The 12961-nt window shown below is 43.7% G+C and carries 12 protein-coding genes and 2 pseudogenes; 13 read left to right on the top strand and 1 reads right to left on the bottom strand.

The window, feature by feature from the left end; all coding sequences use genetic code 11:
- Positions 1-99 precede the first annotated feature (99 nt).
- The 12 genes and pseudogenes from EDC39_RS07765 to EDC39_RS07705 all read left to right on the top strand — a co-directional run bounded on the left by EDC39_RS07765 (position 100) and on the right by EDC39_RS07705 (position 11419).
- Positions 100-1089 (top strand): electron transfer flavoprotein subunit alpha/FixB family protein, encoded by a 990-nt coding sequence (locus tag EDC39_RS07765; RefSeq protein WP_148895816.1) that lies wholly within the window; start codon positions 100-102, stop codon positions 1087-1089.
- A gap of 24 nt (positions 1090-1113) precedes the next feature.
- A complete protein-coding gene (locus EDC39_RS07760) occupies positions 1114-2406 on the top strand; it encodes an FAD-dependent oxidoreductase (RefSeq protein WP_148895815.1) in 1293 nt (430 codons plus the stop codon).
- Positions 2406-2687 carry a 4Fe-4S dicluster domain-containing protein gene (locus tag EDC39_RS15830; RefSeq protein WP_148895814.1) on the top strand — a complete coding sequence of 94 codons (282 nt, stop codon included), beginning with the start codon at positions 2406-2408 and terminating at the stop codon, positions 2685-2687. The genes EDC39_RS07760 and EDC39_RS15830 overlap by 1 nt, the downstream gene beginning before the upstream one ends.
- Positions 2688-2917: 230 nt before the next feature.
- On the top strand, positions 2918-3766 hold the full coding sequence (locus EDC39_RS07750; protein WP_148895813.1) for a hypothetical protein: 849 nt from the start codon (positions 2918-2920) through the stop codon (positions 3764-3766).
- Between the two features lie 61 nt (positions 3767-3827).
- A complete protein-coding gene (locus tag EDC39_RS07745) occupies positions 3828-5825 on the top strand; it encodes an oxidoreductase (protein WP_148895812.1) in 1998 nt (665 codons plus the stop codon).
- Positions 5826-5936: 111 nt separating this feature from the next.
- Positions 5937-7283, top strand: a complete 1347-nt coding sequence (locus tag EDC39_RS07740; RefSeq protein WP_148895811.1) for an MmgE/PrpD family protein — start codon at positions 5937-5939, stop codon at positions 7281-7283.
- Positions 7284-7360: 77 nt separating this feature from the next.
- Positions 7361-7765, top strand: a complete 405-nt coding sequence (locus tag EDC39_RS07735; RefSeq protein ID WP_148895810.1) for a PaaI family thioesterase — start codon at positions 7361-7363, stop codon at positions 7763-7765.
- A 79-nt stretch (positions 7766-7844) separates the two neighbouring features.
- Positions 7845-8147: an FMN-binding protein gene (locus tag EDC39_RS07730; RefSeq protein WP_246140208.1), complete on the top strand. Its 303-nt coding sequence runs from the start codon at positions 7845-7847 to the stop codon at positions 8145-8147.
- Positions 8148-8318: 171 nt separating this feature from the next.
- A complete protein-coding gene (locus EDC39_RS07725) occupies positions 8319-9443 on the top strand; it encodes a CaiB/BaiF CoA transferase family protein (RefSeq protein ID WP_148895809.1) in 1125 nt (374 codons plus the stop codon).
- A gap of 68 nt (positions 9444-9511) precedes the next feature.
- A pseudogene (locus EDC39_RS07720) lies at positions 9512-10128 on the top strand (HpcH/HpaI aldolase/citrate lyase family protein).
- Positions 10129-10424: 296 nt separating this feature from the next.
- Positions 10425-10889, top strand: coding sequence for a nuclear transport factor 2 family protein (locus EDC39_RS07710; protein WP_187426706.1), 465 nt, complete (start codon positions 10425-10427; stop codon positions 10887-10889).
- 41 nt (positions 10890-10930) lie between these two features.
- Positions 10931-11419 carry a PaaI family thioesterase gene (locus EDC39_RS07705; protein ID WP_148895806.1) on the top strand — a complete coding sequence of 163 codons (489 nt, stop codon included), beginning with the start codon at positions 10931-10933 and terminating at the stop codon, positions 11417-11419.
- On the opposite strand, the pseudogene EDC39_RS07700 reads toward EDC39_RS07705, so the two are convergent.
- Positions 11385-12376, bottom strand: a pseudogene (locus EDC39_RS07700) (IS30 family transposase). The gene EDC39_RS07705 and the pseudogene EDC39_RS07700 sit on opposite strands and share 35 nt — an antisense overlap.
- Here EDC39_RS07700 and EDC39_RS07695 point away from each other — a divergent pair.
- Positions 12362-12889 (top strand): DUF3870 domain-containing protein, encoded by a 528-nt coding sequence (locus EDC39_RS07695; protein ID WP_148895805.1) that lies wholly within the window; start codon positions 12362-12364, stop codon positions 12887-12889. The pseudogene EDC39_RS07700 and the gene EDC39_RS07695 sit on opposite strands and share 15 nt — an antisense overlap.
- The last annotated feature ends 72 nt before the right edge of the window (positions 12890-12961 follow it).

Below are 12961 nucleotides of genomic sequence, written 5' to 3'. Positions count from 1 at the left end.
CCCGGCGGGGTCATTCCCCGTCGGGAAACACTGTATTGCATTGAAGTGATATGTCTTCTGTAAGTATATTTTTCAGAGTGGGTATGAGGAATTAAGATCATGATTAAAACCATTCTTGTTGGTGAATTGAATCACAGGGGCGAGTTGTCAGATCCAACAGTAGAAGTGGTGAATTTTATATCTGAATTATGTAAAGAGGATGAATTTCATGTGGACGCAATTTTTGTCAGCAAATGTAAAGAAATATTGGAAGATATAGAGCTCCCTGAATTTATAAACCGCACATATGCAATTCAAGATAACGATGACAGCAGAAAGAGTTTCAACCTTTGCGTTAATGCATTGAAAAATATTGCTGAAGAAAATAAAGCAACGTGGCTGTTTTTCCCACAATCAATTGATTTATCACAAATAGCCTTGAAATATAGTATTAAAAATGGTGCAAACATCCTTAACGGAATAGATGAGTGGGAGAAAGATAGCTCTGGCTCAGATTTTATATTTAAAAAAAGCATACTCAATAAACTTTTTTACAGTACACATAAAGTCAGCCCCAGAGACATATTGGTTGGAGTTATTGGAAAGAATATTTTCAAAGACCTCTTGATTAAGAAGAAAAAGAAATACCATTTGGAACATATTTCAAGCCATGCTGTAAACAAGGAATATATAGTTAAAGAGGTTATTTCTCCCCGTTACGACGAAATAGACATATCAGAGTCTGAGATTGTTGTCGGTGGGGGAAGAGGGCTGGAAAAGCAGGAATATTTCGATCAGATACTTGAGTTGGCACAAACTCTTGGTGCTGGTTATGGCGGTACCAGAGTCGCCGTTGATTATAAATGGATTGATCACGAGAGGCAAATAGGGCGAACTGGCAAAAAAATCAGTCCATTTTTGTATGTAGCAGTTGGGGTTTCAGGATCGACTCATCATACATTTGGAGTGAAGGCAAAATATATAGTGTCCATAAATAAAGATAAAAGTGCACCAATTTTTTCCATATCAGATATGAAGGTGTGCGCTGACGCTAAAAGATTTCTCCCAATTCTGACAAGCAAAATTCAAGAAGCCATAAAAAGTCAATGACATTAGGATGTGGAAAGTTATTCGATGAAAAATCTATATGATGTGATTATTGTCGGGGCTGGACCTGCTGGTCTGTCTTCCGCCATATGTTTGGCTGATCATGGGTTAAAGCCTTTGGTTCTTGAGCGTGGTTCTTATCCCGGATCGAAAAATATGTTTGGCGGCGTTATTTATGGAAGAATTCTGGAGAAACTAATTCCGAATTTTTGGGAGACTGCCCCAATTGAACGTTTTGTGAGTCGGCGGAGAATTACCTTTCTGTCAAACAACGGTGCCACAACTTTTGCGCACTATAACAGTGATTTTTTAATTCCACCGCACAATGGATTTACGGTTCTTCGACCTAAATTTGATAAGTGGTTGGCAGATATTGCCGAACAACGTGGAGCCGAAGTGGTGTGTGCTATAACGGTCTCGGACGTTGTGAAAAATGACGAGTGTATAAAACTTATATTGGATAATGGGCGTGAAGAAGTTTGCGCAAGAGTTGTTGTAGCTGCGGATGGTGTGAACTCTGTTGTCGGAAGAAAATGTGGTTTACGGAGTGATTTTGATAGCTTTAATGTCGCAGTTGGGGTGAAAGAGACGCTCTACCTCCCCAAAAAAGAGATTGAAAAGAGATTTAATCTTCAGGACAAAGAAGGCCACGCAAATGAGTTTGTTGGTCACTCATTAGATGGATTGGTTGGCGGTGGTTTTTTGTATACAAATGAAGACTCGATATCGATCGGGATTATAGCTCAAATCGCTTCACTTAAAGAAAAGGGTTTATCCCCTGGCCATGTTTTGGAGTCTTTCAAGGGGCACAGTTACATCGCCTCCTTTATTCGAGGTGCGCAGACATCAGAATACTCAGCACATCTAATCCCGGAGCTTGATTATGATTCTCTTCCAAGTTTGTATGGTGATCGGTTGTTGCTTACGGGTGATGCTGCAGGCTTTGTTCTCAACACTGGATATAACCTAGAGGGGGTTAATTACGCCATAGGTTCTGGAATTGCCGCTGCAAAGTCTGTAATTCATGCATTGGGCAAAGGGGATTTTTCTAAGAAAACACTGTCAGTCTATAAGAAACATTTGGGCGAACATAATATTTTGTCGGACTTGAAGTCGTTCAGATATGCTGGACATTTTATCAGTAACAAGAGGCTTCATAAAGACTACCCTGAATTGCTTAACAATGTCACAACTAGTCTGTTCGCAGTTACAGGTGATTCAAAGAAAAAAATAAAGCACCACATTCATGAAGAAATTAAGAAAATTGGATACGCAAATATAGTCAAAGATTTTATAAGTGCTATTAGAGGGGTTCTGTAATGAATATCGCAGAAGAAAAAATAGTATTTACAGCATTTAATCCAGATATAAAGGCACACATTGTTTTGAACGATGAGATTTGTATCAGCAAGTGCAAAGAAAGGTACTGCACCTTCGTGTGCCCTGCTAGTTGTTTTGTATATGAGGAAGAGAGTAGCAAGGTCGTATTTTCGTTCGAAGGTTGCTTGGAATGTGGCACTTGTAGAATATCGTGCGAAGAAGGTGCTCTTGACTGGAATCATCCGGAAGGCGGTTATGGTGTTGTTTTTAGGCTTGGTTAATTCAAGGTATTGGGATGGCGTCAGTTTATTTCATCCCAAGCATTTGTTCATTGCTCTATCGCCATTTAATATCTGCTTCGAGCGTAGTTAAAACTTAAATAAGTAAGCTTATATTTTTTACGTAGAATGAAAATTAGAGGTAGCCATATGTGCTTTAAAAACAAAAAGAGAATCGAAAACAAAATTGACAAAAGAGGTATGTTTCCGACAAAAACGGGTGGAGTTACTCTATGAAAGCCTTTGTTCTTGTCAGTGAAGTTATCGATATGTCGTTTAATCAAACCGTTGATGAACAGGCATGTTCCTTGTGGGGGAAATCGATACTTAAAGTTCCTAATTATGCTGATTTAGTCTCTCTTGAGATAATGGCTCAACTGAAGAAAGGGCCTGACGTGGTTGAGTCAGTTACGGTTGGACAAGAAAGTACCATCTTTTCGCTGAAGACATTCGTAGCACCTAAAGTAAACAAGGCAAATATCATCCTTGATAATGATATAAAAAAGCACAATAGCCACTATATTTCTGAAGTAGTCAGGTCTTATTTACATGATAAAAACGTCGAACTCATCCTGTGTGGAGGGGAAACATCTGATTTTGGCAGTGGTCTTACCGGCCCTTTGCTTGCCAGATGTTTGGGGATAGATTTCCTTGGAAGCATCGTCAATATTCTTAATATTGATGAAAATACAAAAACAATTTGTGTAAAACGTAAACTGGATTGGGGAAAACGCGAGGTCCTTATTGTTCCGTACCCAATTGTTCTAGGCGTGGTTCCCGGCGAAGTTTTACCTTCTATGTCGACTTTAGAACAAAAGCTGAGAGGTACTATTGAAACAATTGATGTCGGAAGTTTGACTCTGAACAATCCGGACAAAATAAAGCAGGGCGCAAGGGAAGTTTTCAAGGCCAACCCGAGAGGAGTGTTTACTCCAGACGATTCCTTATCTCCTGCTGAAAAAATCAAGGCACTAATGTCTGGTGGGGTTAGTAAAAAATCTCGCGGGGATGTTTTGGAAGGACGAGAAGAAGGTCTAGCTGAACAGATCGTGGAATACTTGAGAGAGATACAGATATTGTAGACCGTGCCGTTGTAGTGTCACGGTCCTTCGTAAACAGCTCACTTAGAAAAAGGAGGAAGCTATGGCTAATCTAGATCATTTGTTTAAACCGATTAATATTCAAGGCGTGGAAATTCGAAACCGTGTTCTCATTACGGCACATGTAGTTCAGTATGCGCAGCCAGATGGTACGCCTACCGAAAGGAATATAAACTATCTAGTTGAGCGAGCTAAAAATGGTGTTGGGCTTATTTGCACTGAGGCAACGTACATTTTAAAAGATCGTGGCCGTGATTTTTATAATCAGCTTGGCCTTTATGATGACAAACAGATTCCTATGTGGAAAAAGCTTGTTGATGCAGTCCACAAGGAAGGGGCAAAAATCGCTGTCCAGATTTTTCATCCTGGACGTCAGGGCGATACTGCAAATACTGGTGTAGCTTGTGAGGCTCCGTCAGCAATCCCTTGTCCGATTATGCAGGAACCCACTGAGGAAATGACCGTTGCGAGAATAAAAGATGTTGTTCAGGGGTTTGCCAAATGTGCTAAACGGGTCAAACTGGCTGGCGCTGATTTTGTTGAATTACACGGGGCGCATGGATACCTCATAGAGCAGTTTATGTCACCCTACAGCAATAAACGAACCGATGAATACGGTGGAAGTTTTGAAAACCGGATGCGGTTTGTGAAGGAAATCTATCTGGCTTGTAGAGAAGAGGTCGGAGAAGATTATCCTATTGGTATTCGCATTAGTGCTGATGAGTTCGCAGAAGGAGGGCTTGGCCTCACGGACACTCAGGAAATCGCCAAATTCCTTGAGGAGATGGGTTTTGCATACATAAGCGTGTCTGCCGGTACGTACTCTCTCACGGGCTTAACAATGATGCTTACGACCATGGAAGTTCCCTTCGCTCCCCTAGAATATCTTGCGGCCGGTATTAAAAAAGCGGTTAAGTATACGCCTGTCTTTACGGTTAACTCCATTGTTGACCCTGTCCTTGCCGACCAGATCCTTGAAAAAGGAAGTGCCGATATGGTGGGCATGACCCGTGCTCATCTGTGCGATCCTGAGATCCTCAAAAAGGCTAAGGAAGGTAATCTTGATGACATCAGAGCCTGTGTTAGATGTAATCATGGATGTATCGATCACCTATTTGTCGATATCCCCATTTCTTGTACACAGAATCCTCAGGCGGGGAGAGAGAAAGAACTCGCCATTATACCGGCACCCCAGAAAAAGAAGGTTGTCGTTGTCGGGGGTGGCCCCGGGGGAATGACGGCTGCACGGATTGCGAAGTTGAGGGGGCATGAGGTTGTAATTTTTGAGAAGGAGAAAGAGCTGGGTGGCTGGAATCGTTATGCACAAATGGTTCCAACCCGCGAAGAATTTGGTGGTGTCACCCGTTGGATGATCATGCAGATCGAAAAACTCGGCATTAAAGTCATGCTGGGACAAGAGGCCACGGTGGATGCCATCCTTCAGGAGAAACCAGATGCGGTTATTGTGGCCAGCGGTTCACGCCTGAATGTTCCGCCGATTCGCAATATCTACGATTCTGCTGGAAATCTCCAGAAGAATGTTGTGTTCGGTACGGACGTGCTTAAGGGGGATGTCGAGGTTGGGAATAAGGTCGTTATCATTGGGGCCAATGATATCGGGTTGGAGATCGGCGAGTTCCTTGGGGAGAAAGGAAAAAAAGTAACTGTCGTCGATTTTGAAAAAGCTCCCTCGCAGGAGATACTCGGGGGTGTAACATGGTTTAACTTCCTTGCAAGGATTGAGGAAGCCGGCGTAGAAATGGTTCTTGGCAAAGCCGTTACCGAAATTAAAGAAAACGGAGTAGTTATTGACCGTGTAGGTAAGGCGGCTCCCGGATTGAAAGAAGGAGCTGATGGTTCCGATCCCTCCTTCATTGAGGCGGATACAATTGTGATTGGTACCGGTCGGAAACCTAATGATAGTTTGTTCTACGACCTGCATGGGAAGGTTAAGGAACTCAGTATTATTGGTGATGCCCAAAAGCCTAAAATTACCATTAACGCAGTAAGAACAGGTTTTGAAGCGGCCCTGCATATTTAGCACGATAGCCCCCCCCCTCCTTGCTTTGTAGGGGTGGCTTAGCGGGATGTCAGAAGCTCTTCCCGATAATTCAGGTAAGGGCCGATCATACTTAATGTACAGGAGATAAAAATGGGAATCTTATCAAAAGAATTTGCAAAATTCATCAAGAATCTATCCATTGAGACGACACCGCCTGAGACGGTTTTGTTCGCAAAGCAGTTGGCGATGAAGACACTGGCGGGCATGGTTGCCGGTTCTGCAACGCCGAGTGCTCGCCCTGTTATTTCCTATGCAAAGAAGGTTGGTCATTGGAGTGAAGATGCCGGGGTTTATGGCTCTAAATTCAAATGTTTTATTGAGTACGCTATTCTAGCCAACGGTCATTTTGCTCATGCTGCAGAGCTGGAGGATGATTGTTTCCCTTCAGCGACAAGTGATGTGACAGTTGTCCCAGTAGTATTCCCCATGGCCGAGCATTTGAAAATTTCTGGCAAGGTTGTTGTTGAGTCTCTTCTTGCTGGGTTTGAGACAATGAATCGTCTGGGTAAGTTTCCGATTACTTACCGGGGAATCACAGAATTGCCTTTTTTCGGGATTTTGGGTGCTGCTGCTTCTGCAGCTAAAGTCCTGGATCTAACTGAGGAACAGATTCAAAATGCTCTCGGCATTTCTATCGCTAGGGCTGCAGGATATCTTGCTAATGTTGGCACTGACGCCCATTATTTTGAGTCCTCAATGGCCTGTCGGGACGGTTATTTTGCAGCCATTATGGCGAAAGAGGGGTTAACGGGAACCCATGATATCGAAGGCTGGCTAAAGCATCTACACGGCAAGGAACTCCCGTACGAGGAGCAACTTCAGGATCTTGGAGGGAGGAGCCGTTGGTTTACCCACGATTTCTGGATTAAAAAATATCCCAACTGCTTTCTTACCCATCGTCAGATTGATATTGTTAAGGCGTTGCAACAGAAACATAATATTGACCCAGAGAAAGTTGAAAAAGTAGAGGTTTATGTCGGTGATGTAGACTATCGCATGTGTAATAGGCCTGAACTCACCGATTATGAGTCTGCAAGGTTCAGCTTTCAGCACCTTCTTGCGTCCGTTTTGGTTGATGGTGATCTTGATTTTGAAAGTTTTACTGATGAAATGCGGGATCGGCCAATAGTTAGAAAACTTCGCAAGAAGGTCGATGTCATTCTCAGAAAAGAAGATCCATTGGGAGCATGGATGACAGGGATTGCTGATGTCCGTATCTTTATGTCCGATGGCACGGTTTACAAAGATACAATGGAGCAATCGGTTGGTGGCTCGAAGAGCCCGTTGACGACTGACCAATTTATTGACCTTTACAGGAAATATACCCGCAGATTTTTGAAAGAACCGGAAATCCGCAAGTCAGCGGATATGATAGTTGACCTTGAAAATCAGAAGGATATTTTGCCTCTTATGTCCATTTTAACATTTGGGAACTAAATTTATTAGTATCAAACTGGCCCCCTCTCTTAACCAGTGAGGGGGCCAAATGTAATATCTGAATCAGCTTATAAATTATGGATAAAAGAGAACTTCTTAACTCATTAGTAGATGATGGCTTTCTAGCTTATATGGGATTTAGGTTAGTGGAATGGGACATTGACTACGCGGTAATGGAATTTACTGTTGGACCACAACATCTGAACAGACACCAAATAATACATGGCGGAGTGCTAACTTCTATCATTGATTCAGTAGCTGGATTTGCAGGGTTATATGGGCCAGGTGGGCAACTTCGTAAAGGAGTTACACTCTCTGTGACCACGAGTTTTACAGGTAAGGCATCGTCGGGTACAATCAGAGCAGTTGGCCGAAAAAAAACAGCAGGGAAAACAACTTTCGTGTCAACTGTAGAAGTAATCGCTGAAGACGGAAAGAGAATAGCTCTTGGTCAAGCAACGTATCTTTATTTAAAAGACTGACTGTAGGGAACATCAATTTGATGTTTGTAGAAATTAAGCTCATAAAATTCACGGCAATCTCTCTGAACTTGTGGGGCAAATGTGTTATCCGATCTTAGAGCGGATGTCATCCGTAAATGTGTTAATTTCACAAGATGGACAATTGTTAATTCCAGCCGGATATATGCATATAACCGAAATTGATATTATCTACAACAATAAAATACTGATTACTTTAGGTAGTAGCAAGGTGACGGGCTTACATGGTGAAGGTGCTGGATTTCTGATTAAAGGAACTGCGGCTTTTATCACATCTGGGCCAGATTATGATTTTCTGAAATCTGAATTCAGTTGGCTCCCTGCCACATTGGCGGTCACGATAGATTCTGCGACTCAAACTTAGTAAAAACGGACTCTTAAGATAGATCCGAGGGTGGTAGTTGGAGCCTTTTTTTATAACAAGCTTTACAAGAAAGCATCATCCGGGCCAATTAGGACTGTAGCCCGAAAAAACAGCAGGTAAAATAACTTGCCTATATAATTTAAGAAATTGATTAGTTTGAAGGATAGGCAAATGGGACCGCTTAAGGGGATCAAAGTCATAGAATTCGCGGGGATTGGTCCAGGGCCCTTCTGTGCGATGATGCTGGCTGACATGGGTGCAGAGGTCATCCGTATTGACCGGAAGGGTGAAAAACGGTTTGGCCGGTTGGATATAACTTCCCGCGGGAGGCGATCCATAGCCTTAGACCTTAAGAACCAAGAAGGAGTCAAGACCGCCTTGCGGTTGATAGAGAAGGCCGATGCTCTGCTTGAAGGATTTCGCCCCAGCGTTATGGAGCGTCTTGGTCTTGGCCCTGAGCAGTGTTTTCAGGTTAATCCGAGACTTGTCTATGGACGTATGACTGGCTGGGGGCAAAACGGTCCCCTGTCCCACGCGGCGGGACATGACATAAATTATATAGCACTAACTAGTGCTCTTTATTCCATAGGCCGACCGGACAGTCCTCCGGTCCCTCCTTTGAATTTAGTGGGTGATTTTGGCGGCGGGGCGATGATGCTCGCCTTCGGTCTTGTGTGTGGTGTTTTGGAGGCTAAAACCTCAGGCCAAGGTCAGGTCGTAGATGCGGCTATGACTGATGGTGCTTCAGCTCTTATGACTTATATGTACGGATTTAAGGCCGCAGGAAAATGGAATAATTCACGAGGTACAAATAGACTTGATGGTGGCGCTCATTTTTATGACTCTTATGAATGTTCCGATGGCAAATACATAAGTATCGCTGCCTATGAGACGCAGTTTTATGCTTTGTTCCTTAAAACCTGCGGGATTGATGATCCTGCTTTTCATGCGCAATTGGACGTTGAAAAGTGGCCTGAGTTGAAACAGAAGCTGACACAAATGTTTAAAACCAAAACTCGAGAAGAGTGGTGTGCTCTTATGGAGGGAACAGACATTTGCTTTGCCCCAGTTTTGGATATGGACGAAGCACCAGAGCATCCACATAACAAGGTAAGAAAGACGTTCATTGAGATTGATGGGGTTGTACAACCCGCGCCGGCACCGAAATTTAGTCGAACGCATCCAGAGATCCAAGGGTGTCCGCCTTTCCCGGGAGAGCACAACGAGGAGGTTCTTTCCGAATGGGGATTTTCAGAGGCTGAAATAGAGAATCTCCACGAAGGTGGGGCAATATAGTGTTTCTTCTTTTGCTTTAGAATTGTACTTGGTGAGCGAATGTGAAATTAAACCGCAGTTTTTTATTTATGCCGGCGAACAATGAACGGTTCATTTATAAGTGCCTTTATTCAGAAGCTGATGCCATTATTATAGATCTCGAAGACGCAGTTGCGATATCGGATAAAGGAAATGCTCGCAGAGCCTTTGCCTCTGCAATTAACGTTGAGCATGATAAATCCTGTTATGTCAGGATTAATAGTGCTGGAACATTATGGTGGGAAAAAGACCTTGAAGCTGCAATAGATGCTAAAGTTGATGGGATCATGTTGCCGAAGGCCGATGACGTCAAGATTGTCAAGACCATAGCAGAGCGCCTGACGTCCTATTATGATCTGATCCCCCTTATTGAAACGGCCAAAGGGGTTTTAAACGCATACGAAATAGCGGACTCCAGCAATAAAATTTCCAGGCTGCTTTTGGTGCTCTCGATTACGCCCTGGATATAGGGGACAATTATTCAAAGACTTCGGAATGGCTGTTATATGCTAGAACACACTTAGTAATAGCATCTCGAGCTGCTGGTATTTATCCACCAGTTGATACTGTTTATCCTGATCTTAACGACCATAGAGGGCTAAGTGATGAGTTAGAACATACTAAACAGCTTGGTATGTTTGGTGAATTATCAATTCATCCAAAGTAGTGTCCAGTAATACATGAAAGTTATACTCCAACAGAAAAGGAAATTGTGGAGGCCCTATGTATAATTGATAAGTTTGAAGCTGCAGAAAAACTAGGACTTGTCGCTGTTCAAGTTGATGGTAAATTTATTGATTATCCGGTCTACTCTCGTGCCAAAACAATTGTGCAGTTAATAAACCGTTTGTGCGGTGACGGCGAGTAAACAATTCCGCCCAGAGGACGGGGAGGTACTTCGCACTAAAGTTTATCGAGTTTATTGCTCAAAACACTGAAGAAAAAAACATGAGGAGATGGGATATGACTTCAAAAGATCTTGAAGCAAGAGTCACTGCATTGGAGGAAATTGAGAAGATTAAAAAGTTGAGATACACATATTGTTATTTGTGTGATGAGTACCGTATGGATGATGTTGTGAACCTGTTTGCTCGCGGTGCGAAGGCGGACTTCCATGAGTTTGGACAGTACGATGGAAATGCTGAAATCGCAAGGTTCTATAAAGAGATTATTCCTGAGGCAATGACTTTCTTTGTTCACATGGTCAGTAATCCAATTATTGATATCATCGATAGTGATCATGCTGAAGGGAAATGGTATGCAGATGTGCCTGCAACATTGTCTGGAGAGGCGAGATGGATGTGCGGCCGCTATGAGGAAAAATATATTAAAGAAGATGGGGTGTGGAAGTTCAGCGAAATGAAATTCTTCTGGCTGTACGAGACACCTTTTGACAAGGGGTGGGTTAAAGAAAGAATGAAACTATAAATATTTGACCTTTAATTTCTTCAGTGTTTTGAGCAATATGTTTGATTGATAAGGCAGAGATGAGAACAAATAATATTAATTATAAATTTTCTGTTAATAGAATTTTTTATGAAGCGGACTTTATTTCACTTCTTGGCATAAAGCTAGAAGATGTTGATGTGGGAAGATGTGATACTTCCCTGGAGATTGCCAATATACACAGGCAGCATTTGGGAAGAGTGCATGGTGGAGTACTTGTGACATTATCTGGACATGCAGCTACAGGGGCAGCTACTTCACTTATCCGAGATACTCAGGATGTAGTTTCAGTAGAATTTAAGATTAATATTCTTCGTTCCACTGAAAGCGGATATTTGTTTTGCCGCGGAAGAGTGATTAAGCCTGGTGGCACATTGATTATTTGTGAGGCGGAAGTTTTTGCTGGTACAGATATAACGGGAAAACTTGTCGCAAAATCCACTTTCACCTTTATGGTCATTGATAAAATAGGCGAATTCAATTTGCAAGTGCACCAGAGATCGCTTTCATGAACACTTCATGGAGCGTCCGGTAGCCAAGGCACTTTCTCGGACTGTGGTTGAGCCGATAAACGGCTATGTGAATCTGCTCCTCGGTGGACTTGCGAAAGTTGCATCCCTTGGAGAAGTACTGCCGCAGTAAACCGTTGGCGTTCACGTTGGCGCCCCGCTGCCAGGCGGCATAGGGGTCGGCAAAATACACATGGAAGCCAGTGGCTTCCTCCAGTTCCTTGAATCGGGCCATCTCCTTACCATTGTCTACGGTTAGTGTACGGCGCAATGGCCTGGGAACGCCGGCCATGATGGTTTCCATGGCCGTATTGAACGCCTTGGCCGATTTGTCAGCCACCCGTATGGCCAACACAGGTAGCGGCTTTTGCGTTCCAGGTAGGTGACCAGAGCACCCTTGCCGGGCTTGCCAAGCATCAGATCGGCTTCCCAGTCACCAACACGAAGCCGTTGCGCGACAATTTCAGGCCGTTCGGCAATGCTGACGCGGCCGGCAAAGAACCGCCGGCCTTGACCGAAACGTTTCTGGCGGCGACGTCGGCGATGTCGCCGACGCAAGTGGCGATAAACCTTGCCGCCTTGCTGGGCATCGAGATAGACCCAGCGATAGATGGTTTCCGGACTGCATCGCATGCGCTTATCATCTGGAAAATCCAGGCGAAGTCGTCCTGCAATCTGCTCCGGAGACCAGTCAAGCTTCAGCTTTTCGGCAACATAGTCGACCAGAGGCTTATGCAGTTGCCTGCGATAGTGTCTGGCCTGAGCCCTGCGCCGGTCGGCTGAACGCTGGGCTGTCAGACTGCAGTAAATGCCGTTCGTGCCGGTATTACGCCGGATCTCCCGGCTGATGGTTGTATGGTGCCGGCCGAGAATTCTGGCGATTTTTCGGAGACTCAGGCCCGCCAGGAGCAAGAGTTCAAGCGAAAATCGTTCTTCTGAGGTAAGATGCGTGTAGGACATGGTGGGCTCCTTTCGGTGTGTCGTTCTCGCCTTTCAACACTACCGAAAACCCCATCATGTCCTGTTTTGCAAACTCACCTCGATGTGGTGCACTTGGAACTAGAATCTACCGTCAATAAAGAGATCGGTAAAAGCTTGGAGGAAACAAATATTTGGAGGAGTTGGATGGGAAATAATACGAAAAATTACGAGACGATCATGGTTAGTGGATATGCACCAGCACCACGTGGAACGGCCTTTCAAGGTTTATATGGTTTTTTGGGCGTCATTATGATAGTTGATGTGAATTCTGATATTATTGTGGATGTTGAGTTTACATTTGTGACTGATGTGGCTAATTCATTTTTTAGCCAATTATTACAGGGAGTTGATCTGAAGACCGATATTGATGAATTAAGCGAAGTTATTAGGTCTAAATGTTGGGCGCCATCAACTGAAGCGCTTATCGCTTGCGTGAAAATTGCCAGAAGGCGTTATTTTGATACCAAGAAAAAATATGTTGCTGAGGATTGAACCTGCTGAATTCATGAGTTCGTCGCCGACAGAGGTGGTTCCCAAAAATCGGACAGTGCATTAAGCCGTACC

The organism is Geothermobacter ehrlichii, assembly GCF_008124615.1.
GTDB classification, from domain to species: domain Bacteria; phylum Desulfobacterota; class Desulfuromonadia; order Desulfuromonadales; family Geothermobacteraceae; genus Geothermobacter; species Geothermobacter ehrlichii.
The sequence above is the reverse complement of the archived record's forward strand: the minus strand, read 5'-3'. Positions and strand labels throughout refer to the sequence as shown.